The sequence below is a fragment of the Pseudarthrobacter niigatensis genome, assembly GCF_030812615.1.
GTDB classification, from domain to species: domain Bacteria; phylum Actinomycetota; class Actinomycetes; order Actinomycetales; family Micrococcaceae; genus Arthrobacter; species Arthrobacter niigatensis.
Window position 1 is genome coordinate 117,916 of sequence record NZ_JAUSTB010000010.1, and the last position, 24,181, is coordinate 142,096.

22 protein-coding genes are annotated in these 24,181 nt (G+C 66.5%); 14 read left to right on the forward strand and 8 right to left on the reverse strand.

Annotated elements, in window-relative coordinates:
- Nucleotides 1-7: 7 nt before the first annotated feature.
- Together J2T23_RS14905 and J2T23_RS14910 are read left to right on the forward strand one after the other, a co-directional pair.
- On the forward strand, nucleotides 8-1,465 hold the full coding sequence (locus tag J2T23_RS14905; protein WP_141158933.1) for a dihydrolipoamide acetyltransferase family protein: 1,458 nt from the start codon (nucleotides 8-10) through the stop codon (nucleotides 1,463-1,465).
- Nucleotides 1,466-1,481: 16 nt separating this feature from the next.
- Nucleotides 1,482-2,099, forward strand: coding sequence for a phosphatase PAP2 family protein (locus tag J2T23_RS14910; RefSeq protein ID WP_307361182.1), 618 nt, complete (start codon nucleotides 1,482-1,484; stop codon nucleotides 2,097-2,099).
- Between the two features lie 29 nt (nucleotides 2,100-2,128).
- Here J2T23_RS14910 and J2T23_RS14915 read toward each other — a convergent pair whose 3' ends face one another.
- From J2T23_RS14915 to J2T23_RS14930, 4 genes are all read right to left on the reverse strand, one after another.
- Nucleotides 2,129-2,464, reverse strand: coding sequence for a hypothetical protein (locus J2T23_RS14915; protein WP_141182765.1), 336 nt, complete (start codon nucleotides 2,462-2,464; stop codon nucleotides 2,129-2,131).
- A 176-nt stretch (nucleotides 2,465-2,640) separates the two neighbouring features.
- Nucleotides 2,641-3,069 (reverse strand): universal stress protein, encoded by a 429-nt coding sequence (locus tag J2T23_RS14920; protein WP_141158936.1) that lies wholly within the window; start codon nucleotides 3,067-3,069, stop codon nucleotides 2,641-2,643.
- 44 nt (nucleotides 3,070-3,113) lie between these two features.
- A complete protein-coding gene (locus J2T23_RS14925; RefSeq protein WP_307361186.1) occupies nucleotides 3,114-4,406 on the reverse strand; it encodes an aminotransferase-like domain-containing protein in 1,293 nt (430 codons plus the stop codon).
- A gap of 126 nt (nucleotides 4,407-4,532) precedes the next feature.
- Nucleotides 4,533-5,090, reverse strand: a complete 558-nt coding sequence (locus tag J2T23_RS14930; RefSeq protein ID WP_141182763.1) for an NAD(P)H-dependent oxidoreductase — start codon at nucleotides 5,088-5,090, stop codon at nucleotides 4,533-4,535.
- Nucleotides 5,091-5,210: 120 nt separating this feature from the next.
- Here J2T23_RS14930 and J2T23_RS14935 point away from each other — a divergent pair, with 120 nt between their 5' ends.
- The 6 genes from J2T23_RS14935 to J2T23_RS14960 all read left to right on the forward strand — a co-directional run bounded on the left by J2T23_RS14935 (nucleotide 5,211) and on the right by J2T23_RS14960 (nucleotide 13,200).
- A complete protein-coding gene (locus tag J2T23_RS14935) occupies nucleotides 5,211-5,834 on the forward strand; it encodes a TetR/AcrR family transcriptional regulator (RefSeq protein WP_307361188.1) in 624 nt (207 codons plus the stop codon).
- 258 nt (nucleotides 5,835-6,092) lie between these two features.
- Nucleotides 6,093-7,076, forward strand: a complete 984-nt coding sequence (locus tag J2T23_RS14940) for an ABC transporter permease (protein ID WP_141158940.1) — start codon at nucleotides 6,093-6,095, stop codon at nucleotides 7,074-7,076.
- 2 nt (nucleotides 7,077-7,078) lie between these two features.
- Nucleotides 7,079-8,068, forward strand: coding sequence for an ABC transporter permease (locus J2T23_RS14945; RefSeq protein ID WP_307361190.1), 990 nt, complete (start codon nucleotides 7,079-7,081; stop codon nucleotides 8,066-8,068).
- Nucleotides 8,065-10,263: an ABC transporter ATP-binding protein gene (locus J2T23_RS14950; RefSeq protein ID WP_307361192.1), complete on the forward strand. Its 2,199-nt coding sequence runs from the start codon at nucleotides 8,065-8,067 to the stop codon at nucleotides 10,261-10,263. The genes J2T23_RS14945 and J2T23_RS14950 overlap by 4 nt, the downstream gene beginning before the upstream one ends.
- A 50-nt stretch (nucleotides 10,264-10,313) precedes the next feature.
- Entirely contained in the window at nucleotides 10,314-12,029 is a 1,716-nt protein-coding gene (locus tag J2T23_RS14955) for an ABC transporter family substrate-binding protein (RefSeq protein WP_307361195.1), read from the forward strand.
- A gap of 106 nt (nucleotides 12,030-12,135) precedes the next feature.
- On the forward strand, nucleotides 12,136-13,200 hold the full coding sequence (locus J2T23_RS14960) for a Gfo/Idh/MocA family protein (RefSeq protein WP_307361198.1): 1,065 nt from the start codon (nucleotides 12,136-12,138) through the stop codon (nucleotides 13,198-13,200).
- A 72-nt stretch (nucleotides 13,201-13,272) separates the two neighbouring features.
- Here the strand turns inward: J2T23_RS14960 and ald are convergent, their stop codons facing one another.
- On the reverse strand, nucleotides 13,273-14,391 hold the full coding sequence (ald, locus tag J2T23_RS14965; RefSeq protein WP_307361200.1) for an alanine dehydrogenase: 1,119 nt from the start codon (nucleotides 14,389-14,391) through the stop codon (nucleotides 13,273-13,275).
- A 234-nt stretch (nucleotides 14,392-14,625) separates the two neighbouring features.
- Between ald and J2T23_RS14970 the strand changes: the two genes are divergently transcribed.
- Nucleotides 14,626-15,846: a PucR family transcriptional regulator gene (locus J2T23_RS14970; protein ID WP_141158946.1), complete on the forward strand. Its 1,221-nt coding sequence runs from the start codon at nucleotides 14,626-14,628 to the stop codon at nucleotides 15,844-15,846.
- Here J2T23_RS14970 and J2T23_RS14975 read toward each other — a convergent pair.
- The 3 genes from J2T23_RS14975 to ptsP are packed head-to-tail and all read right to left on the reverse strand — an operon-like array spanning nucleotide 15,809 to nucleotide 18,786.
- Entirely contained in the window at nucleotides 15,809-16,579 is a 771-nt protein-coding gene (locus J2T23_RS14975; RefSeq protein ID WP_307361256.1) for an alpha/beta fold hydrolase, read from the reverse strand. The two genes, J2T23_RS14970 and J2T23_RS14975, sit on opposite strands and share 38 nt — an antisense overlap.
- 59 nt (nucleotides 16,580-16,638) lie before the next feature.
- Nucleotides 16,639-17,061 (reverse strand): helix-turn-helix domain-containing protein, encoded by a 423-nt coding sequence (locus tag J2T23_RS14980; RefSeq protein ID WP_141182756.1) that lies wholly within the window; start codon nucleotides 17,059-17,061, stop codon nucleotides 16,639-16,641.
- Between the two features lie 39 nt (nucleotides 17,062-17,100).
- On the reverse strand, nucleotides 17,101-18,786 hold the full coding sequence (gene ptsP, locus J2T23_RS14985) for a phosphoenolpyruvate--protein phosphotransferase (RefSeq protein ID WP_307361205.1): 1,686 nt from the start codon (nucleotides 18,784-18,786) through the stop codon (nucleotides 17,101-17,103).
- A 160-nt stretch (nucleotides 18,787-18,946) separates the two neighbouring features.
- Between ptsP and J2T23_RS14990 the strand changes: the two genes are divergently transcribed.
- The 5 genes from J2T23_RS14990 to J2T23_RS15010 all read left to right on the forward strand — a co-directional run bounded on the left by J2T23_RS14990 (nucleotide 18,947) and on the right by J2T23_RS15010 (nucleotide 24,139).
- A complete protein-coding gene (locus tag J2T23_RS14990) occupies nucleotides 18,947-19,675 on the forward strand; it encodes a TetR/AcrR family transcriptional regulator (RefSeq protein ID WP_141158949.1) in 729 nt (242 codons plus the stop codon).
- A gap of 88 nt (nucleotides 19,676-19,763) precedes the next feature.
- Nucleotides 19,764-21,824 carry a PTS mannitol transporter subunit IICBA gene (locus J2T23_RS14995; protein WP_307361209.1) on the forward strand — a complete coding sequence of 687 codons (2,061 nt, stop codon included), beginning with the start codon at nucleotides 19,764-19,766 and terminating at the stop codon, nucleotides 21,822-21,824.
- Entirely contained in the window at nucleotides 21,824-22,987 is a 1,164-nt protein-coding gene (locus J2T23_RS15000) for a mannitol-1-phosphate 5-dehydrogenase (RefSeq protein WP_307361211.1), read from the forward strand. The genes J2T23_RS14995 and J2T23_RS15000 overlap by 1 nt, the downstream gene beginning before the upstream one ends.
- Before the next feature lie 147 nt (nucleotides 22,988-23,134).
- Nucleotides 23,135-23,656 carry a GNAT family N-acetyltransferase gene (locus tag J2T23_RS15005; RefSeq protein ID WP_168225722.1) on the forward strand — a complete coding sequence of 174 codons (522 nt, stop codon included), beginning with the start codon at nucleotides 23,135-23,137 and terminating at the stop codon, nucleotides 23,654-23,656.
- A gap of 42 nt (nucleotides 23,657-23,698) precedes the next feature.
- Entirely contained in the window at nucleotides 23,699-24,139 is a 441-nt protein-coding gene (locus tag J2T23_RS15010) for a MarR family winged helix-turn-helix transcriptional regulator (protein ID WP_141158952.1), read from the forward strand.
- The last annotated feature ends 42 nt before the right edge of the window (nucleotides 24,140-24,181 follow it).

The window sequence follows — 24,181 nt, forward strand, 5'->3', positions numbered from 1 at the left end:
GGACACCATGACCCTTAATAAGTTCAACCTGCCCGACGTCGGCGAGGGCCTCACGGAGGCGGAAATCGTCTCCTGGAAGGTCAAGCCCGGCGACACCGTGGCCATCAACGACGTCATCTGCGAGATCGAAACCGCGAAGTCGATCGTGGAACTGCCGTCCCCGTTCGCCGGCACCGTCACCGAACTGCTGGTGGAGGAAGGGGTGACGGTCGACGTCGGGACCGCCATCATCAGTGTCAGCGACGAAGTCTCAGGCGACCCCACCCCCGCCGACGTCCGCGCACCCCAGGCCACCGTCGCTTCCGGTGCCTCCACCCAGCCGCTCTACGGCACGCTGCCCGCAGACGCAGGGGAGGCGGGCGAGACCTCCGCCGCACCCCTGGTGGGTTCCGGGCCGAAGGCCGACGCCGTCAAGCGCCGGCCCCGGAAGACCGCACCGTCGGCCGCCATGACAGTGAACGCGCCCGAGGTCGAACCGGTCCAGCCCCGTACGCCGGCCGAAGTTTCCGCCGGCGCACCTTCCGCCGTCGACACCCGGCCGACCCTCGGCGGCACCATCACGGGCCTTGTCAACCGGGTACTGGCCAAGCCGCCGGTCCGCAAAATTGCCCGCGACCTTGGCATCGACCTCGCCGACGTCGTCGCAACGGGTTCGCGCGGCGAGGTGACCCGCGAAGACCTGGTCAGCTACCAGGCGCAGCGCGACGCCGAACTGGACAAGGCGGACGGCTTCTGGGGCGCGGCCGGAAAGCCGCAGGACCAGCGCGTGGAGAGCATTCCGGTCAAGGGCGTCCGCAAGGCCACGGCCAAGGCGATGGTGGAATCTGCCTTCGCGGCACCGCACGTCAGCATCTTCGTGGACGTCGACGCGAGCCGCACCATGGAATTCGTCAAGCGGCTCAAGGCCTCCCGGGACTTCGAGGGAATCAAGGTCTCGCCGCTGCTCATCCTGGCCAAGGCCGTCATCTGGGCCGCTGCAAGGAATCCCAGCGTGAACGCAGCCTGGGTGGACAACGAAGACGGCAGCGCCGAGATCCAGGTCAAGCACTTCATGAACCTGGGCATTGCCGCGGCCACTCCGCGCGGCCTCATGGTGCCCAACATCAAGAATGCGCAGGACCTGTCCTTGAAGGAGCTGGCCTTGGCGCTGAACGACCTTGCCACGACGGCCAGGGCCGGGAAGACGCAGCCGGCGCAGATGCAGGGCGGGACGCTGACCATCACCAACATCGGGGCCCTGGGCATCGACACCGGTACGCCGATCATCAATCCGGGGGAGGTGGCCATTGTTGCCTTCGGAACCATCAAGCAGAAGCCGTGGGTCCTGGATGGAGAGGTGATTCCCCGCTGGATCACCACCCTGGGCGGATCCTTCGACCACCGCGTGGTGGATGGTGACCTGTCCGCCCGCTTCATGGCCGACGTCGCAGCCATCCTGGAGGAGCCCGCGCTCCTCCTGGACTAGGGAACCGGCCCAGGACATGGCAGTAGGCAACGGGGCGATCCGGAACAGGAACCGCACAGCCAAATGGCTGACGGAGGTCTTCCAGCCGCCGGTGGTGGTTTCCCTGCAGCTGCTGGTCAGCCCACTGGCCCAGCCGGGATTCCCGGGAACCATCGGCTACGGTGCGCTGGCGGCCCTCTTCGTGTGCGTGCTTCCGCTGGTGGTGCTGCTGGTCCTGGTCAGGCTGGGCAAAGTCACGGACCACCACGTCAGCGACCGGAAGCAGCGTGCACCCGTGCTGCTGATGGCGCTGGGCTGCATCGCTCTGGGGCTGCTGGTGCTGGGCGCCGTGGATGCGCCCCAAAGCGTCATTGCGATGGTGCTGGCGGTAGTGGGCGGCGTGGCGGTCCTGGCCGTGGTCAGCCCGTTCTGGAAGATGAGCGGCCACGCCGCTGCCGTGTCCTGCGCGGCCGTCGTATCGGTGCTGATGCTCGGCGCTGCGTGGTCACCGCTGCTGCTCCTGGTCCCGGCGGTCAGCTGGTCGCGGGTGGTGCTGCGGGCCCATTCCCTGGCACAGGTGGTGGCGGGATCGCTCTTCGGCGGCCTGGTGATGGCCGGGATCTGGTGGCTGCTGCAGGGTTGGCTGGTGGGCTGACCTTCTGCGCGGCCGGGGGAATTGCCGGCCTAGTAGGCGGCGTATGCGGTGAAGGCTTCGAGTATGGCCGGATCCGCGGTGGTTCCCAGCACTACTGCGGCGGCGGTCATCAGGCCGCCCATGAGCGCGGCCACCCCGGCCCAGGCGCTCAGGAGCTTCCAGTCCTCGCGCAGGACGCTGCGCACGGTGGCGGGGAGCTGGAGCCCCGGGGTAATGAGGTTGGGCGCACTGTCCAGGCTGCCGTCGTCCAGCAGCGCAACCACACGGTCGTTGCTGCGGTCCACCCGCATGGAGCTGATGTGGTTGCCGTGGCGGGCCAGGAGGATGTCGTGGCCAACAAGCTGGCGGCGCTGCATGGTGATCAAGGGGAGCCCTTCGCTGGTGGGTGGATTCGTCAGTGTCCACGCCGTTGGGGGCCCATCCAATTTTATCGTTGCGCCAGCAGCTTAAATGATGACAATGCGGTGAGAACGGACACCACCCGCAGCGATATCCGCCACCACGGGTGGTGTCCTGCGTTACCCCAAGGGGGTTCCTGGCTCTAGTCGGCGTCGTAGGTGTTGGCGATGTACACGTCGCAAGGGGCGTTGTGGGCCACGCTGTTTGCCACGCTGCCCAGGACCCGGCCGATGCCGTGCATGCGGCGGTTTCCCACCACGATGATGCGGGCATCCATTCGGACGGCTTCCTTGATGAGGGCATCGGCGGGCCGCCCGCGGGCCGCCGAATAGGTGACCGCGACGTCGCGGCCCAAGGATTCCGCCACGGTCCGGGCCACCTGTTCTGCGGCGTCGGCGTCGGAGACGATCCAGCGGTCGCTGCCGCTGCCGAACACCTCGGTCCGGTCGCTGTCAAAGGCCGACACGACGTGCAGCGAGGCGTCCAGTCCCGCCGCCAGGTTCTTGGCCGATTCCGCTGCCCTCTTTGCGGTTTCGCTGCCGTCGACCCCTACAACGATGATTCCACCCATATGCATGCTCCTTTGCTCGGTTTTCGGCGTCCGTGTGGCTTACGCTACAGCGCCGCGATGGCTTCCTGCAGCACCGGCGCCAACCGGCGCACTCCCTCGGCGATGGTATCGGGAGGGACGGCGCTGAAGGCGAGCCTGAGCTTGTTGGACGGCTCGTCCGACGGCGTGAACGCAGCGCCGGGGATAAACACGACGCCGGCATCGATCGCCTTGCGCAGCAGTGGGTAGGTGTCAATGCCCTCCGGCAGCGTCACCCAGACGAAGAAGCCGCCCTGTGGGCTGGTCCAGGTGGTCCCGGCGGGCATGTATTCCTTGAGGGCGGCGAGCATGGCCCGGCACCGCTCGGCGTACAGTCCGCGGTAGGTTTCGATCTGGCCCTTCCAGTCGTAGTCGCGCAGGTAGGCGGAAACCAGCATCTGGTTCAGGGCGGGCGGGCAGAGTGTGACCGATTCCGCGGCGAGGTAGTAGCGGCGCTGCAGGTGTTCCGGAACCAGGGCCCAGCCGATCCGGAGGCCGGGCGCGAAGATCTTGGAGAAGGAGCCGAGGTAGATGACGTCGTCCGGGTTGGCCGCGCGCAGTGGGGGCAGCGGCTCACCTTCGAAGCGGAGGAGTCCGTACGGGTTGTCCTCCAGGACCAAGATATTCGCCCTGCGGCATATATCGACCACCTGCTGCCGCCGTTCCCGGGCCAGGGTGATGCCGGAGGGGTTGTTGAAGTTCGGGATGGTGTAAAGGAACTTGATGCTCCTGCCGGCGAGCTGGAGCGCGGCGATCCGCGCCTCCAGCAGTTCCGGGACCAGGCCGAACTGGTCCATCTCCACCGTTTCCACCCGGACCTGGTATGCCTCGAAAGTGTTCAGTGCGCCGACGTAGGTGGGGTCCTCCACCAGGACCACGTCTCCCGGATTGCAGAAGAGCTTGGTGGCCACATCCTGGGCCGACTGTGATCCCGCGGTGACCACTACGTTCTGGGGGCGGGCGTCCAGGATGCCTTCGGCGGCCATGACCTCGCAGATCTGCTCCCGGAGCTCGGGCGTACCCTGCCCGGCGCCGTACTGCAGGGCAGTAAGTCCATCCTTGGCAATGATGTCCGCTGCAGTCGCTGACAGGCGCTCAAGGGGCAGCGACTGGAGATACGGGCTCCCGCCCGCGAGGGAGACCAGTCCGGGCCGCATTGAAATGTCGAAAACGTCCCTGACGGCGGACTGGCGGATGTTCGCCGCCCGCTCCGAGAACAGTTCCTCGTGGCGGTGGGCCGAGGTGGCTGCGCGCTCGATCGCATCGATGGCTTCGGCAGGCAGCGTTCCGGCGGAGGCATCCAGTGTTTCGTGGGTCACAGAGTCAGGATACAGCCCGATGTTGCTTGCAGGGCAACACCTGTTTATCCCGGACGAGCGAAACGTTCCGTGGACATGAGAGCGCCCGGCACGCGACATAGCGTGCCGGGCGCGTTGCCGGACGGGCTAGGCTGCCGGTGCTGCTGCCGCAAGGGCATCGAAAACGCCCTTGATCTGCTCCACGACCTCGGCGTCGTCCTTGGGGTGGACTTCAGCGAAGCGCACCATGGAACCGGGGACGGCGAGCTTGACGTCTTCCAGGATCTGCGCACCGGCGATGCCGGCGGCCTTGCGGGCTTCATCCTGGGCCCAGACGCCGCCGTACTGGCCAAACGCGGTACCGACGACGGCGGTGGGCTTGCCGGCAAGGGCGCCGGCGCCGAAGGGGCGGGACAGCCAGTCGATGGCATTCTTCAGTGCGGCGGGCACGGTGCCGTTGTGCTCGGGGGTAACCAAAAGGACGGTGTCCGCCTCTTCGGCAGCGGCCCGCAGGGCTGCGGCGGCTGCAGGGACCTGGCCCTCGACGTCGAGGTCCTCGTTGTAGAACGGGATGTTGCCCAGGCTCTCGTGGATCACCACGTCCACCTGCTCCGGCGCATTGAGCTGGATGGCCTCGGCCAGCTTTTGGTTGGTGGACTCGGCGCGGAGGCTGCCGACAAGGGTAAGGACTGTGCTCTTGGTCATGGGAACTCCTGGCTAGGGGAGCGGCGGGGGCCGCATTCGGTCAAACTTCCGGCTCATGGAGCCTTCACCAGACTAAACGGACCGCAGTCCGTTTATATTCCCCATGGCTACACTGTCTGTGTGAGGTCCATCCCAGTGCGGCCGGTCGTGGCCCCCGTGACGGCCGCGGAACGCAGCGACGCCGCCCGGAACCGTGAACGCCTCCTGCTTGCTGCCCGGGAGTTGATCGAACAAGGCGGGGCCGCCGCGCTCACCATGGACCGGCTGGCCGAGCAGGCCGGCGTGGGCAAGGGCACCGTCTTCCGCCGCTTCGGGAGCCGGGCCGGGCTGATGCTCACCCTGCTGAACGACTCGGAGGCCGCGTTCCAGGCCCGCTTCCTGTTCGGCCCGCCACCCCTGGGTCCGGGTGCACCGCCACTGGACCGGCTCATCGCCTTTGGAGCCGGGCGGATCGCGTACGTCGTGGAATTCGGGGACTTGGTGCTCGCAGCCGGAAATGCTTCGAGGGGAAGATTTGAAGTCCCTGCTGCCGCCCTCTGGGACCGCCACGTGGAGATGCTGCTGCGTGAAGCCGGCGCGGAATCCCCGGAGCCCTGGCTGATGGCGGGATCCCTCAACTCGACTCTGGACCCCGAGAGGCTTCTACACCTGATCCGTGAACATGGAGTCACATGCGAACGGCTGGCTGCATCATGGCGAGAGCTTGTGACACGGGTTGTCACAGGCGCGGATGGTACGCGCTGAGCGGACCCTGCGTCCAGTCACGCGGGCTTCACAGAACTATTCATAACGATCTGATACGGCGCGCTTGATTTCCGGGGATTCCCCGGCTTTTCGGCTCGAGGCTTGTGATAGTTTCCTCTGGAATGTGACCCGCAACATAGTCCACCAGGACCTGCCCCCAGGGGCTGCGGGAAGCCAGCTACCCGCTGGTACAGGGGACCCGGTGAGGCGGCACCATCCGTGCTTGTCCGGGGAGGACGGAAGGATCCAGCAGCGCCCATGCTCAAGTACCTCGCCAAGCGCGGCATCACGTATGTGGTCATGATCTTCCTCACCACATCAGCTGGCTACTTCCTGGCCGTCAGCTCACTCAAGCCGGCACTGCTCGAACAGGAGCGCATCCCGCGGCCCACCCCCGAACAGGTGGCGAACTCGATGCGGCTCAAAGGCCTGGACCCGGCGCTCAGCCCGTGGGAGCGCTACGTTGACTGGCTCACCGGCATCGTCACCCGCTGGGACTGGGGCCGCAGCCCCAACGGCGCCTATATCAACGCCGAGTTCGGGGACCGTGTCTGGATCTCCACCCGGCTGTTTCTGGCGTCCATCATCCTGACCCTGGTGATCGGCGTCGCGCTCGGCGTTTATTCGGCGGCACGCCAGTACAAGTTCCAGGACCGGGTCATCACGTCCTACAGCTACCTCGCCTATATCGTGCCGGCGCCCATCGCCTACTTCCTGGTCCAGCTGGGCGCCATCAACATCAACGAGTCCGTGGGCGACCGGATCTTCTTCGTCACCGGCATCTCCACTCCCGGCCTCGCCCCAGGCTGGGCCCAGTTCGTTGACATGCTGGGCCACTACGTGGTGCCCACCGTGGCCATCACCCTGGTTGGCTGGGGTGCCTACCAGATCGCGCAGCGGCAATACCTGCTGGACAACGTCAACGCGGATTTTGTCCGCACCGCACGGGCCAAGGGGCTGACCCGGAACCAGGCGATTGCCCGGCACGCGCTTCGCGTGTCCTTCATCCCGGTGGCCCAGAGCATCGCCTTCACCATCCCGGCCATCTTCGCCGGCGGCTTCTTCGCCGAAAAGATCTTCGCGTGGCCGGGCGTCGGGTCCTGGAGCATCGACGCCATCTCGCTGCAGGACGTCAACGCGGCCACGGCCACACTGGCCTACGGCTCCGTGATCTTCGCCCTGGGCGCCATCCTGGCGGACTTCGCCACCACGCTTGTCGACCCGAGGGTACGGGTGCAGTAGCCATGACCAACCTGAACGCGGTGGACCCGGCAGCAGTGGCGCAGGATGCGCACCTGGAAAGCGCCGACGTCGTCATCGGCAAAACCACCATCATCTTCCGCCGCTTCCTGCGGAACAAGACGGCCGTTGCGGGCCTGGCCATCTTCCTGGCCCTGACCGTTTTCTCGTTCATCGGCGGATTCTTCACCCAGTGGGACAAGGAAACCATCGATCCTTTCAATATCGGCATGCCCCCGTCGGCCGACCACTACCTCGGAACCTCGCAGGCAGGCATCGACCTTTACGCCATGACCGTGGAGGGCACCAGGATCTCCATCCTGATCGGCCTGGTGGTGGGACTGGCGTCGGTCCTGATCGCCGCTGTCTACGGCTGCACCATGGCCTACTTCGGCGGCAAGGTGGACAAGGTCATGCTGTTCATCCTCGAAGCGCTGATCATGATGCCGGCGCTCCTGGTGGTCGCTGTCGCCACGAGCGGCGGCGGGGCCGGGCTGAAGCGCGACCTTCCCTCCTGGCTGCTCCTCATCATCGTCCTGCTGGTGTTCAGCTGGATGGGCACCGCCCGCCTGATCCGGTCCATGTCGATGTCGCTGATGCAGCGTGACTTCGTCAAGGCGGCCCAGTACATGGGCGTCCCGCCGCGCCGGATCGTCTGGCGGCACCTGGTACCAAACATCGGCTCACTGCTGATCCTCGACATCACCCGCGGCGTCACCGCAGCCATCCTGGCCGAGGTCGCCTTCTCCTTCATCGGTATCGGCATCAAGGTCCCGGACGTGAGCCTGGGCGTCCTGATCGGCCAGGCCACCTCCCAGGTGCAAACCTTCCCCTGGATGTTCTGGGTGCCGCTCACCGTGATGTTCCTGCTGACCGGTTCCCTGGCCATGATGAACGACGGCCTGCGCGACGCCTTTGACCCCAGCTCCACCTCCAGCGGCAGGGCCAAAAAAGCCAAAGCCCGGAAAACCACCGCGGAAAAGAAGGCGGCATGAGCAGCGAAACCACCACCGGAGCCACGGACCCATCACGTTCAACCGTGGAACGCCTGCATGTGGCAGGCCTGCACGCCCCCGGCGACGCCGTCTTGTCGGTCCGCGACCTGAACGTCCGCTTCAATACGGAGAACGGCGTTGTGCACGCCGTCAGGGGCGTCGACTTCGACCTGATGCCGGGCAAGACACTCGGGATCGTTGGCGAATCGGGGTCCGGCAAGTCCGTCACCTCGCTGGCCGTCATGGGGCTCCTCCCGCCCACCGCCCAGGTCTCCGGCTCTGTCCGGCTCAAGGGCCGGGAGCTGCTGGGGCTCAGCGACAAGGACATGTGCAAGTACCGCGGCAACGACCTTGCCATGGTCTTCCAGGACCCGTTGTCATCCCTCACCCCGGTGTTCACCGTGGGCACCCAGATCATCGAAGCGCTCACCATCCACCACCCCACCATGAGCAGGAGGGCCAAGGAGGCCCGCGCCGTCGAACTCCTGGCCATGGTGGGGATCCCCAGCCCCAAGGACAGGCTGAAGGCCTTCCCGCATGAATTTTCCGGCGGCATGCGCCAACGCGTCATGATCGCCATCGCCATTGCCAACAACCCCCGCGTCCTGGTTGCGGATGAGCCCACCACGGCCCTGGACGTCACCATCCAGGCCCAGGTCCTCGAGGTGCTTCACACGGCCCAGGAGGAGACGGGCGCGGCGGTGGTCATGATCACCCACGATCTTGGCGTGGTGGCGGGGATGGCAGACGACATCATGGTCATGTACGCAGGAAAACCGGTGGAAACCGGCGCCGTGGAGGACATCTACTACAACCCGCGGATGCCCTACACCATGGGCCTGCTGGGCGCGGTGCCCCGAGTGGATGTGGCCGAGAAGTCCTCGCTCGTTCCCATCGAAGGCATGCCGCCGAACCTGCTGCAGACCCCCACCGGCTGCTCGTTCGCTCCCCGCTGCCCCCTGGCCTCGGAGGCGTGCCTGGAAGGCGAACCTGCGCTGGCACCCGTTGACGGCGACGCCCAGCACCACGCCGCCTGCATCAAATCCGGGTCCCTGGGCGGCGCCGTGGATGTGCACGACGTGTTCGCCGCCCCGCCGGTGGCTGTGTCCCGCTTCGACGCGATTCCCCGGGAGGAGCGGTCCACCGTCCTGGAGCTCAAGGACGTGCGCAAGCACTTCCCCCTGACCAGGGGAGCCCTCATCAAACGCAGGATCGGCACCATCAAGGCGGTGGACGGCCTGAGCTTCGACATCCGCGAAGGCGAATGCTTTTCGATCGTGGGCGAATCGGGCTCGGGAAAGACCACGACGCTCCTGGAAATCATGGAGTTCCATCCGGACCAGGACGGCGAGGTGGTGATCGGCGGCCTGAGCAACAAGCAGGCGGCTGATGCCAAGACCAAGGGCAAGATGCGGCGCGAACTCCAAATGGTGTTCCAGGACCCTACCGGCGCCCTTGATCCGCGCTTCACGGTGTACGAAGTCCTGGCCGAACCCCTGCAGAACGCGGGCATGGACCGGGCCGCGACCAGGAAGCGGATCATGGAGCTGATGAAGCTCGTGGGCCTGCAGCCGGACCACGTCAACCGCTTCCCCAACCAGTTCTCCGGCGGCCAGCGCCAGCGGATCGGGATCGCCCGGGCACTGGCCGTGAACCCCAAGCTGGTGGTCCTCGACGAACCGGTCTCGGCCCTGGATGTCTCGGTCCAGGCCGGGGTCATCAACCTCCTGGACCAGCTGCGCGCAGAGCTGGGCCTGAGCTACCTGCTGGTGGCACACGACCTCTCGGTGGTGCGCCACATCTCCAACCGGGTGGCCGTCATGTACCTCGGCAAGATCGTGGAGGTGGGCGCCGTGGACCGGGTGTTCGACAACCCGCGGCACCCCTACACCCGCGCCCTCCTCTCCGCGATCCCGGTGCCCGATCCCCGGCTGGAACGCACCCGCGAACGCATCATCCTCCAGGGCGACCTGCCCTCGCCGCTGCAGGCCCCCAAAGGCTGCAACTTCGCCACCCGCTGTCCAGTCTTCGCTGCACTTCCGCCTGCCAAGCAGGAGAAGTGCCTCACCGTTGAGCCGCCCCTGGAAACGGCGTCCACTGCCACGGACCAGCAGTTCGCCTGCTTCTTCCCGGACGGGGAACTGGATGAGGACATGCTGGTGGTCCACGAACCGGCGGACCACCATGCGCCCTAAGGACTTTTCGACCCCAAGCACCACCACTCGCACCAAATGAAGGGAAAACCATGAGGAAACTGAACAGGATCGGCGGAGCTGCAGCCATTGCTGCCGCCCTGGCGCTGACGGCCTGCGGCGGTGGCGGTGCCAGCGGCCCCGAAACAGCCAAAGGACAGGAATCCGGGAGCGATCTGTCCAAGCTGATCAGCATCAACGAGAAGCCGGCGTCCGACCTCCAGCAGGGCGGCAAGGTCACCCTGCCGCTGGGCAACATTGGCCCGGACTTCAACGGGTTCTCCAACAACGGCAACAGTGCGGACAACTCCGCCCTGCAGATCCCCATGAACCCGGTTGCCATGAACAGCGGCGGCATCGGCGGCTGCTGGAAGGTGGACTTCAAGGGCAAGGTCACGCCAAACCCTGACTTCTGCGATTCAGTGGACAGCGAGGTCAAGGACGGCAAGCAGACCATCACCATCAAGGTCAACCCCAAGGCCACCTACAACGACGGCACGCCCATCGACGTCAAGGCCTTCAAGAACACCTGGAACATCCTCAAGAGCCCGGACGCCGGCTACGACATCGTCAGCTCGGGCGCCTACGAGTTCGTTGACTCCGTCGAGGCCGGCAGCAACGACAAGGAAGTCATCGTCAAGACCAGCCGCCCGGTCTTCCCCGTGGATTCGCTCTTCTTCGGACTCATCCACCCCGCCGTCAACACCCCCGAGATCTTCAACGAGGGCTTCAACGGCAACATGCACCCGGAGTGGATGGCAGGCCCCTTCAAGCTTGACCAGTACGACACCGCCGCCAAGACGGTAACCATGGTGCCGAACGACAAGTGGTGGGGCCAGAAGCCGGTCCTGGCCAACGTGACGTTCCGCCAGCTGGAAACCAGCGCACAGATCGCCGCCTTCAAGAACGGTGAAATCGACGCGATGTCCGCCAACACCATCTCGCTGTATAAGCAGTTGGACGGCACCAAGGATTCGGACATCCGCCGCGGCCAGCGCCTCTTCGCCGGTGGCCTGAACCTTAACGCCCAGCGCATCACCGACGTCAACGTCCGCAAGGCCATCTTCGCTGCCGTGGACCGCGAAGCCCTCCGCAAGGTCCGCTTCAATGGACTGAACTGGGAAGAGCCCAGCTCCGGTTCCATGATGCTGCTGCCGTTCTCCGAGTACTACCAGGACAACTACCCGGTGAAGGAAACCGGAGCCGATGCGGCCAAGAAGGTCCTCACTGACGCCGGCTACACGGCCAACGCCAACGGCATCATGGAGAAGGACGGCAAGCCCGCCGCCTTCAAGATCAGCAACTTCGGCGACGACCCCACCACCCTGGCAGTGGCCCAGACCCTGCAGAAGCAGCTCCAGGCCGGTGGCATGGATGTGGGCATCGACCAGCGCGCCTCCGCCGACTTCGGCAAGGTGCTGGGCAGCCGCGAGTTCGACCTGAGCATCTCCGGCTACACCGTGGGCCCGGATGCCACCGACGCCGTCAAGCAGTACTACGACTCCAAGGTCAACGAGAACAAGCTGGGCGACGCCGACCTGGACAAGAAGATCGCCGACCTCGCCTCCATCGAGGACAACGCAGCCCGCAACAAGGCAGCCATGGACGTGGAGAAGGAGCACATGGCCAAGTACTACTCCATGGGCGTGGTCTTCAACGGCCCGCAGATCTCCTTCGTCCGCACCGGACTGGCCAACTACGGCCCGTCGCTCTTCCAGAGCACCTCGCAGGTCCCGGACTGGACCACCATCGGCTGGGTAAAGAAGTAACCACCCCCAGCCCTGTCGAGTAGCCGGCACCCCTGGTCTTCCAGGGGTGCCGGCTTCCTTTAACCCGGCGCCTTATCCATACGGGACCGGGGGTAGCGTTGCTTCCATGACCGGAACTGCAGCGGACCCCCGCACCATCCGCACCGCCGTCGTCGGATACGGACTCGCCGGCAGCGTTTTCCACGCGCCGCTGCTGGCAGCCAACGCCAGCTACTCGCTGGACGTCATTGCAACGTCCGACGCCGCGCGGCAGGGATCTGCCTCGTCCCGGCTTCCGGGGGTGGCGGTGGTGCGCGACGGCGCCGCCGTCCTGCAGCGGGCCGCAGACCTTGACCTTGTGGTCCTGGCGACCCCGCCGCTGACCCATTATCCGCTGGCCAAGGCCGCGCTGGAAGCGGGGCTGGACGTGGTGGTGGACAAGCCGTTCGCGGTCACCAGCACCCAGGGACAGGAACTCGTTGCGCTGGCACGGGCGGAGGGACGCGTGCTGACGGTGTTCCACAACCGCCGGTGGGATGGGGATTTCCTCACGCTCCGGAAGTTGCTGGCAACCCAGTCCCTGGGCAAGGTGGCCCGGTTCGAGTCGACGTTCGAGCGGTGGTCCCCCTCCATTGCCAAGGCCTGGAAGGCGCGGGCCACTGCTGCCGACGGCGGAGGCGTCCTGTTCGACCTGGGCACCCACCTGATCGACCAGGCCCTGCAGCTGTTCGGCCCGGCCACCGTCCTCCACGCGGAGCTGCAGGCGCGCCGGTCCGACGAGCGGGCGGATGATGACGCCTTCCTGGCCCTGCGGCACCAGTCCGGTGTGACCAGCCACCTGGCCATGAACATGCTGTGCGCCCAGCAGGGGCCGCGCTTCCGGGTGTTGGGTTCGATCGGCGGCTTCACCAAGAACGGGGTGGACCCGCAGGAGCCTTACATGGCAGCCGGCGGCAGTCCGCGGGATGCGGACTATGGCGTGGAGGCACCGGAATGGGCCGGGCTCCTGGGCCGCGACGGGCACCTGGACCGCCTCGCCACCGAACGCGGGAACTACCCGGAGTTCTACCGCCTGCTGGGGGACAAGATCCTCGACGGCGGAGCAGAGTCATCCCTGCCCCTCCCCGTAAACCCGGAGGACGCCGTCGAGGTCCTCAAAATCATCGAGAGGGCCAGGGAACTGGTTAAATGACTCATCGATTGCTCCGTAAGCGCCGTTCTGAGGGTTCAAAAGGACGATTACGGAGCAATCGATAGAGAGGCCTTAGGCGGAGACCAGCTCGTGCCAGTCGGCGACGAGGGGCAGGTTGTGGGCCTCGGACACGGAGTGGTGCGCCACGTGGCCTGCGGCGATGTTAAGGCCGGCGGCAAGGGCGGGGTCGCGGTCGAAGGCGGCCTTGACGCCCAGGTTTGCCAGGGACACCGCGTAGCGCAGGGTGACGTTGGTCAGCGCGTACGTGGAGGTGTTGGGCACGGCGCCAGGCATGTTGGCCACGCAGTAGAAGATGGTGTTATGCACCTTGTACGTGGGCTCCTGGTGGGTGGTGGGGTGCGTGTCCTCGAAGCAGCCGCCCTGGTCCACGGCGATGTCCACCAGGACCGATCCGGGCTTCATGCGGGCCACGAGGTCGTTGGTGACCAGCTTGGGAGCCTTGGCGCCGGGGATCAGGACGGATCCAATCACCAGGTCGGCGTCCACCACTGACTTCTCGATCTCGTACTTGTTGGAGGCAACGGTCTTCAGCCGTCCCTGGTACTGGGCATCAAGTTCGCGCAGGCGGTTGATGTTGATGTCCAGGATGGTGACGTCGGCACCCAGGCCCAGGGCCATGGCAGCGGCGTTGGTTCCGGCCACGCCGGCGCCCAGGACAACCACCTTCGCGGGGCGCACGCCGGGCACGCCGCCCAGCAGCACGCCCTTGCCGCCGGCCGGTGCCATCAGCGAGGTGGCGCCCACCTGGACGGACAGGCGGCCGGCCACTTCGGACATCGGGGCCAGCAGCGGCAGCGTGCGGCCTTCCTGCACGGTCTCGTAGGCGATGGCGGTGACGCCGGAGTTGATGAGCTCCGCGGTGAGCTCGGGCTCGGCGGCCAAGTGCAGGTAGGTGAAGAGGATCAGGCCCTTGCGGAAGCGGTGGTATTCGGACTTGATCGGTTCCTTGACCTTCATCACCATGTCGGCGCGGGCCCAGACGTCGTCCGCCTCGTTGACGATCTCGGCGCCGGCGATCGAGTATTCCTCGTCCGTGATTCCCGAGCCCAGGCCTGCGCCGCGCTCCACCAGGACGGTGTGCCCGTGGGTGAGGAACTCGTGGACGCCGGCCGCGGTGATGGCCACCCGGAATTCGTTGTTCTTGATTTCTTTGGGGACGCCGATGATCATCGTCTGCTCCAGTTTTCGGGGGCCGGTAGGCCGTACAGGTGGAAGGATTTTCGTGTTTCAACGATAAATCCCGCTGTGAGCCAGGCGACATGATCCCGTGCCCTCGGGCTGGCCGGAACCGCGGGATTCCGCGGTTTTTGGATCCTTAACCTCGACATCCGTCGAGCCTTGGAGCGTCAGGTGTCGCCTCGTGTCCGTTCGTCCGCGGGGCCGCCGGGGCAGTACTGTTGGCCCATGCAGCAGCAGGGTGTGGAACAGCTCGTCGAACAGGTGGCGCAGAAGCTGGGCCGGGGGCTGTCCCTGGAGGATTTGGACGGGCTGCTGCTCGCCTACAGTTCCAACCAGTCCCACGCTGACCGCGTCCGGGTCAACTTCCTGCTGAGCAAGAAGGTCCCGGCGGACGTGAGCGCGTGGCAGCTCGCACACGGGATCGCCACCGCCGTACGGCCTGTTGTGGTGCCGGCCAACCCGGACCTGGGCATGCTGGGCCGCGTGTGCGTCCCGTTGATGGTGCGCGGTTTCCGGGTGGGCTATCTCTGGGTGCAGCAGGACTCGGCGGAGGAAAGCCCGACGGCGATCCTCACGCAGCTGCCGGGCGTCAACCACGAGCTTGAGCTGCTGTCAGGGCTCCTGCTCGACTCGAACACGGCTGAATCGGAATTCCGGCGGGGCCGCGAGCGGGAGTTCCTGGCCGCGTGTGCCGGGGAGCCCAATGCGGTGGCCGCGGTGGCCGGCTGGAAGGAAGTCCAGGGGAGGGGGCCGTGGCAGATGGTCACAGTCCTGGACGCAGACGGCTGGGCCAGCGGCCCGGACCCCATCGCCTCCACCCTGATCCACCGGTCCACCGCGCTGCAGGCCACGGTGGGCGTGGATGCCGCCCTCTTCAGCGCGGGGACGGAGACGCATTCGGTGGTGCTGTTCCGCGAATCGACCGGCCGGGCAAACCATGCCCAGGTCCTGGTGCACTACCAGCTGGAGCTGGCCAAGCGTTCCGGCCGCCCGGTGCACCGGATCATCCTTGGCATCAGTGAAGGCTTCGCGAAGACCCGGCAGCTCTCGGAGGCGTACCGGCAGTCACGGATGGCGGCCCAGGCGGCCGCGGTGGATCCGCCGCTGGGCGAGCTGGTGGACTGCAGGGCCACCGGCGTGTACCAGCTGCTGGCCTCCGCCGGGGGAGGAGTAGGTGCTTGGGCGGACTCCGGGTCGGTGTACTTCCGCATGCTCGAGGACCATGACCGCAACGGTGAGCTCATTCCGGTCCTGGAGCTGCTCTATGACAACGACGGCTCGGTCCAGGACGTGGCCACCAGGCTCCACCTGCACCGCAGCAGCATCTACAACAGGCTCGGACGGATCAGGCAGCTGCTGGGCGTGGACCCGCTGAAGGGGATGCCCCGGCTGGAGCTGCACGCGGCCCTCAAGATGCGGCGCTGGGCAGGGCGGCCCAGGATTTGATGGCATCCGCCACCTGCCGCGGGCGCAGGTGCTGGACCACGTGCCCGGCGTGCTGGATCTCCGCGAAGCTTCCCTCCGGCACTGCCCGGGAGAGTTGGAGCGACCAGTCAGCGCCTGCCACCTGGTCGTTGTCGCCGCGCAGCACCAGGACCGGAACGTTGATCCCGGCCAGCCTCCGCTCCGTAGGGTAGGCCATCATGACGGGGAGCACGGTGAAATACCAGCGGGGCCCGCAGCGGAAGTAGTCCGAGAGCACGAGCCAGTTCGACCCTGGGCTCTCCCTGAGGAGGGCGTCCAGGAACAGCGCCATGCCCTGCCGCACGACGGTCCGGTGCCGCGAGTCCACCACCGGACCCATGAGGACCAGCCGTTGCGCCTGGCCGGGAGCATAGAGCGCTGCCTCGATGGCGAACTGCACGCCCATGGAATGCCCCACCAGGATGTAGGAGGCGATGCCGCTTGCCTTGAGTGCCTGGGCGATGAAGGCGCCGTAGTCGGCCACGGACAGCTGCCGCTCCGGCCTGGGCGTTCCAGCGAAGCCCGGCAGTTCCAAGGAGTACGTTGGGGCAACGGCGGCGAGCTCACCGTGCAAGCGGCGAAGGTAGCGGTGTGAAACGCCGATGCCGTGAATGAGGATGTAGGCCGGTGCCATGGAGGCGCCTGCGGCATCCGGTCCAGGGGCTGGTGTCCCGTCAGCCCAGAGGATCCGGCCCGTGAAACCGTTCGCTTCCATGTCGGCTGAGTGGAGCACAACATCCTTCCGGCGCCGTGGCCAGGACAGGGGGGCCCGCACTATTCGCCCGCGCCGGCGTCGACGGCCGCGTTCTTGCCTTGCTTGCGCTTCTGTTCGGCAAGCTTCTGCTGCTCCAGCCAGGCCATGATGTGGGCCGTGCGGATCCGGCGGTGCGATCCGCGGTACTCCACCGGGATTTCCCCGCGATCGGTCATGTTCCGCAGGTAGGTGTGCGAAATCCCGGCCAGTTCGGCGGCCTGGGAGGTTGTCAGCATCTCCTCCACGCTGCTCACCGTCACCGTTTCGCCGCGTCCCAGCCTGGCGAGGAGATCGACGACGGCGTCCCGGGCCTCCGCGGGCAGCCGGTGGACGGTGCCGTCCACGAACACGGTGACGTCGTTGCTGTCCTCGAGGGCGCGCGTCAGGGCGCGGGCCTCGCCGGCGGGCAGGCCGGCCGAGACCCGGGGGGCTATCAGTGCCATGGACGTAGCCTATCCCGGGTGCCGCCCGCCCGCGGCTGGTCAGAGTCCCAGTTCCTCCAGGACCGGCAGCTTTTCGCGCACCCAGGCCCGCGCCTCGGTGGCACTCGGGGCGGAGAGGGCCAGCTTGGCCAGTTCCTGGGCCTCGGACAGGGTTACCGTCTTCAGGACCGCGGCCACTGCGGCCAGCGAACGCGCGGTCATGGAGAGTGTATTGACGCCAAGGCCGGTAAGGACGACGGCGAGGGCAGGATCGGCGGCAGCCTCACCACAGACTCCAACGGGTTTGTTGTGGCCCTCGGCGCGGGATCCTTCGACGGTCAGTCCGACGAGGCGCAGGACTGCGGGCTGCCACGGGGTGTTCAGGTTGGCCAGCGGGCCCAGCTGGCGGTCGGCCGCCATGGCGTACTGCGTGAGGTCGTTGGTGCCCAGGCTGGCGAATTCCACTTCGCGGAGGATCGCTTCTGCGGTGAGGGCGGCGGAGGGGACCTCCACCATGACGCCGGGGGTCTTGATCCCGGCGTCCGCGCACATGGAGGCGAAGCGCGCCGCTTCCTCGGCCGTGGAGATCATCGGAGCCATGACCCAGACGTCGGCTTCGGACTGCTGCTGGGCCAGGGCAATGGCTTCCAGCTGCCGGTCCAGGACGCCCGGCGTGGTGAAGTCGGTGCGGTAGCCGCGAACGCCCAGGGCAGGGTTGGGCTCCGTGGAGTCGGTCAGGAACGGAAGCGGCTTGTCGGCGCCGGCGTCGAGCGTGCGGAGTACCACCTTCTTGCCGGGGAAGGCATCAAACACGCTCTTGTAGGCCGCCGCCTGCTCCTCCACGGAAGGTTCCGTGTCCCGTTCCAGGAAGCAGAACTCGGTGCGGAACAGGCCCACGCCCTGGGCGCCCAGCTTGGCAGCTGCTTCGGCGTCCTTGCCGCCGCCCACGTTGGCGAGGAGCGGCACCTCGTGGCCGTCCGCCGTCGTACCCGTGCCGTTGAATTCGGCCAGCAGGGAGGCCGTTGCCGCCCAGGCTTCGGCCGTGGCACGGAGGGTCTCGTCGGGTTCGGCGGTGATGCTGCCGGCCGCGCCGTCCACGTACACCTCGGTGCCGTCCGGAAGTTCATCAACGCCCACGGCTGCGACCACGGCGGGCAGGCCGAGCGAGCGGGCGATGATGGCAGTGTGGGACTGGGGTCCGCCGCCGGCGGTGACCAGCGCCAGGATCTTGTTGGGGTCCAGCGTGGCGGTATCGGCGGGGGCCAGGTCTTCAGCCACCAGGACAAACGGGGTGCTGGAGGCGGGAATGCCGGGCGCGGGGACGCCCCGCAGCTCAGCGACGATCCGGGCGCGGACGTCCAGGACGTCGGTGGCGCGTTCGGCCATGTAGCCGCCCAGGTTGTGCAGCATCTCCGACACCGAGGAGCCTGATTCCCAGATGGCGCGCTCGGCGGAGGTGCCCCGGGCCACCAGCTTGGCCGCGCCCTTGATCAGCATGGTGTCCTTGGCCATCAGTGCAGTGGCTTCAAGGACCGCCTTTCCGTCTCCGGTGGCGTGCGCGGCGCGGTCCTTCAGCTCGTCGTGCACGGCCTGCGAGGCCGCCTTCAGGGCAGCCGTGGCTTCTTCCGCCGTGGTGTCCGGCGCCAGCTGCTCACCTGCAGGAGGCTCACTGATCGGTTTGGGCATCTGGCGGATGGTGCCGATGACGCGGCCTGGACTGACGCCTACTCCTGGGAAGTTCTGCACTGAAGGTCCTCATTCTCTGCCGGTAGCCAGGCCCGCCAAACATTTCCGGCGCCGTGCCGGAACACCGCCGGACTGCCACGTCAGGAGGTGGAAACGAGCCTGAAAAAATTGTATGTGATTCAGTTCATATAGCAACGCTATAGGTGCTAGGGTAGCGGTTATGAGTTTGGATGGCCAGCTTCCCCCCAAAATGCGGCTGCTCCGTGCTGCCGCGGAACTGCTGGCAAATTCCGCGGGAGCTCCGGTTTCCACCCGCCAGATCACCCAGCTGGCAGGGGTCTCCGCTCCCACCCTGTACCACCACTTCGGTGACAAGGAAGGTCTGTTCGACGCCGTCGTCGCCGCAGGATTTGAAGAATATGTCGCGGGCGAAAGGGATTTCGCCCCTTCCGGACAGCCCCTCGAGGACATCCGGAGAATGTGGGACAACCACGTCCAGTTCGGGCTCAACCAGCCCGAGCTGTACCTGGTGATGTTCGGCAATATCCGTCCGGAAAGCCGGCCCGCCATCGTGGCGGACGCCGAGGCGCTGATGGAGGAGATGCTGAACAAGGCAGCGGCGGCGGGCCAGCTGAACGTCCAGCCCCGGGAAGCGGCCAGGTCCATCCTGGCGGCCAACGTGGGCGTGACGCTGATGCTGATTGCGGAGCCCGCCACCGAACGCAACCTCGAACTGTCCACCATGACCCGGGACGCCATGATTTTCGCGGTGTCCGCCGAGCCCGCCAGCGGCCCGGCCCCGGGCGGCGCCGGAAAGTCCTCGGTGGTGGTGGCAGCGATCGCCCTGAACGCCGCACTTCAGGCCTCGCACTCTGACCAGCTTTCCAGCTCGGAACTCAAGCTTTTCCTCGAATGGCTCCACCGGATCTCCACCAGCCCGGCCGGGTAGCCCCACAACCACGCATTACCCAGCAGTACGTCGTCGTAATCATCGGACCAATCCTGCGGAGCAGCAGGAATGACGGTTAGGAAATCACATGGCAACAGAGACAGTTGCAAAACCCCGCACCAGCGCGCGCGTGCACGTCCAAAAGTTCGGGACATTCCTGTCCGGCATGATCATGCCCAACATCGGGGCGTTCATCGCCTGGGGCATCATCACCGCCCTCTTCATTGAGAAGGGGTGGCTGCCCGTACCGCAGCTCGGTGGTTTCGGCGAGACCGACGGGAAGCCCAACATTGGCCTGGTAGGCCCCATGATCACCTACCTCTTGCCGCTGCTGATCGGCTACACCGGCGGCAAGATGGTCTACGACGTCCGCGGCGGCGTGGTGGGGGCAATCGGCACCATGGGCGTGATCGTCGGTGCCGGCATCCCGATGTTCATCGGCGCCATGATCATGGGCCCGCTGGGCGGCTGGACCATGAAGAAGATCGACTCGATCTGGGACGGCAAGATCCGCCCCGGCTTCGAGATGCTGGTCAACAACTTCTCCGCAGGCATCTGGGGCGCCCTGCTGGCGCTGCTGGGCTTCTACGGCATATCGCCGCTGGTCACGGCGTTCAGTACTGCCGCAGGCAACTTCGTGCAGTTCCTGGTCCACAACGGCCTCCTGCCGCTGACCAGCATCTTTATCGAGCCCGCCAAGGTCCTGTTCCTGAACAACGCCATCAACCACGGTGTGCTCACCCCGCTGGGCGTGCAGCAGTCGCTGGAGCAGGGCAAGTCCATCCTGTTCCTGCTGGAGGCCAACCCCGGTCCCGGCCTGGGCCTCCTGCTCGCCTACGCGTTCTTCGGCCGCGGCGCCGCCAAGGCATCGGCCCCCGGCGCAGCCATCATCCAGTTCCTCGGCGGCATCCACGAGATCTACTTCCCGTACGTCCTGATGCGTCCGCTGCTGATCCTGGGTACCATCGCCGGCGGCATGACCGGCATCGCCACCCTGGCCGTCACCAACTCCGGCCTGGTCGCTCCGGCCGCCCCGGGTTCCATCTTCGCCGTGCTGGCGCAGACCTCGCGTGACAGCTACTTCGGCGTCATCCTGTCCGTGGTGCTCGCGGCGGCCGTCTCCTTCCTGGTGTCCTCGGTCATCCTGCGCACCACCAAGCACAGCGACGAGGCCGACCTGGGTGACGCCACCGCCCGCATGGAAGCCATGAAGGGCAAGAAGAGCTCGGTTGCCTCAACCCTCACCGGTGCCGCTGCAGGAACTGCCGCTGGTGCAGCCGCCGGCCGCGGCGGGGTGGGCGTCCTGGCGGGCCCCGTGCGGAACGTCGTGTTCGCCTGCGACGCCGGTATGGGCTCCAGCGCCATGGGCGCCTCGGTGCTGCGGAACAAGATCAAGGCCGCAGGCTTCCCGGACGTCAAGGTCACCAATGCCTCGATTGCCAACCTCACGGACACCTACGATGTGGTGGTCACCCACCAGGACCTCACCGAACGCGCCAAGCCGGCCACGTCCAGCGCCGTCCACTACTCCGTGGACAACTTCATGAGCAGCCCGCGCTACGACGAGATCGTCGAGCTGGTCCGTGAGAGCAACACCGAAGGGGAAAAGTCCGACGCCGGCACCACCCACGGTGCGCACGCCGCCGACGCCCCCGTTGACGCAGCGCCCGCTGCCGCGGGAACAGCTGCGGCGTCCGGCGCCTCCGCCAACGGAACCTCCGAGATCCTGGCCCGCGAGAGTGTGGTGCTGGCCGGTAAGGCCACCACCCGTGACGCCGCCATCGACGAGGCCGGCCGGCTCCTGCTGGCGCGCGGTGCCGTGGACGAGGGCTACATTGCCGCCATGCACGAACGCGAGGAATCTGTGTCCACCTACATGGGCAGCTTCCTGGCCATCCCGCACGGCACCAACGCAGCCAAGGACCACATCCGCAAGTCGGCGGTGTCCGTCATCCGCTACCCGGAAGGCATCGACTGGAACGGCAAGCAGGTCAAGTTCGTGGTGGGCGTGGCAGGCATCAACAACGAGCACCTGCACATCCTGTCCTCCATCGCCAAGGTCTTCACCAACAAGGAGCAGGTTGCCCGGCTCGAGGCTGCCACGTCCGAGGATGAAGTCCTGGAGCTCTTCGGAAAGGTCAACGCATAGTGAAGGCAGTACATTTCGGTGCCGGCAACATCGGCCGCGGCTTCGTGGGCCTGCTCCTGCATGACGCAGGCTACGAGGTGGTGTTCGCGGACGTGGCCGACGAACTCATCACCCGGCTCTCGCAGGCCGACAGCTACGCTGTGCACGAGGTGGGGGAGAACCCGGCCGTGCGCACCGTGGACAACTTCCGGGCGCTGAACTCCAACGCCCAGGAAGCTGAGCTGGTCCAGGAAATCTCGACGGCGGACATCGTCACCACGGCGGTGGGCCCGCACATCCTGAAGTTCGTGGCACCCGTGATCGCCAAGGGCATTGTTGCCAGGGAACCGGGGCTCGCACCGCTCCAGGTGATGGCCTGCGAGAACGCCATCAACGCCACGGACATCCTGGCCAGGGAGGTGGCATCCCAGCCGGGAGTCACCGCAGCAGTCCTTGACGGCAAGGCTGTGTTCGCCAACACCGCCGTGGACCGGATCGTGCCGAACCAGGAGGCCGGGCAGGGCCTGGACGTGACCGTGGAGACCTTCTACGAGTGGGTCATCGACCGCACCGCCTTCGGCGACGCGGCCCCGGTGATCCCTGGCGCCACGTTCGTGGATGACCTGTCGCCGTACATCGAGCGGAAGCTGTTCACCGTCAATACCGGGCATGCCTCGGCGGCGTATCTCGGCTTCGAAGCGGGCGTGGAGAAGATTTCCGATGCCATGGCGGACCAGGATGTGGCCGAGGATGTGCGGGCGGTGCTGGAGGAAACCAAGCAGCTCCTGGTGGCCAAGCACGGGTTCAGCAACGACGAACAGGAGGCTTACGTCCAGAAGATCCTGGTCCGGTTCTCCAACCCGTACCTGCCTGACACCGTGAACCGGGTGGGCCGTGCACCGCTGCGGAAGCTGAGCCGGCATGAACGGTTCATCGGCCCGGCTGCGGAACTGGCGGAACGCGGCGTGGTGCCGGAAGCCCTGCTGGGTGCCATTGCCGCCGCCCTGCGCTTTACCGATCCTGCGGATACCGAGGCCACCGAGCTGGCGGCCATCCTGGGCTCGGAAAGTCCGGTGGATGCCACGGAGAAGATCACCGGGCTCGAAAAGGACCACCCGCTGTTCAACGCCGTCGCCACCCTGGTGGAGGAGCGGCAGGCGGAGCTGGCCCGCACCCCGGCCTGACGCCCCCCGGCACGCGCCATCACTTCCTGCGGCTTTTAACGCAACGCGCCATCCGATCCTGCAGGAATTCCGGCAACGCCCCATCACAACGACGCCGGCACTTCCCCAAGTGCCGGCGTCGTTCGGTTCCTGTGCAAAGCTGGGCAGGTGACCCCTGCTGAAGATGCCGTTCCTGCCCTGTTTACCGCCGACGTCGACGGCGGGACGTTCAGACTCCGCCACGCCACCCGCGCCGACCTGCCCGCCATAGTGCGGCTGCTGGCCGACGACGCCATGGGGGCCGGACGGGAGTACGGCGCGGACATGGAACCCTACGAACTGGCTTTTGAAGCGATCGCGGCCGACCCCTCCCACTTGCTGGTGGTGGGCGAATTGGTGCGGCCCGGCGAAAATTCTCCAGCGGTGGTGGCCACGTTCCAGCTGAGCTTTCTCCCCGGCATTTCCAGGCACGGGGCATGGCGCTCGCAGCTCGAGGGCGTCCGGGTGGACGCGTCCCTCCGCAGCCAGGGGATCGGGAAGCTGATGGTGGGCTGGGCCATCGCGGAGTCCCGCAGGCGGAGCTGCAACCTGATGCAGCTGACAACGCACCAGAGCCGCACGGCCGCGCATCGGTTTTACGAACAGCTGGGTTTCGAGGCCAGCCACGTCGGGATGAAGTTGACCCTCTAGGGCCTTGACCGTTAGGTGCCCTAAATGTTAGGCTACCTAACGATGAATGACATAGATCCCCAGTTGGAGGAACTCGCCGGCGGGTTCCGCGAAGCCCTCCGCCACAGCGTTTACCTGGTCCGGCGGCTCGACGCGGACGGTGAACTCAGCGCCGCCCAGCTCAGCACCCTCAAGATGCTGCTCGGCGATGGCCAGCGCGTCGGCGAGATCGCGCGGAACCTCGGGGTCCGCGTGCCCAGCGCCACCGAGCAGATCATCAAGCTTGAACGCGCAGGCCTTGCGCGCCGCGAACCTGACCCGGCAGACTCCCGCGCCGTCCGGGTGATCCTCACCCCCGAAGGCCGCGCCGCCGTCGACGCCGCGAACAAGCGCCGCAACCAGGTGATGGCAGACATCCTCAGCGGCCTTACCGACCGGGACCGCAAAGCCCTGGCGGAAGCCCTTCCGGTGATCGACAAAATCAATGCGTCACTCCAGAACTGAACCACCCACCCCGCACTGAAACAGCCACGAACTTAGGAGTAC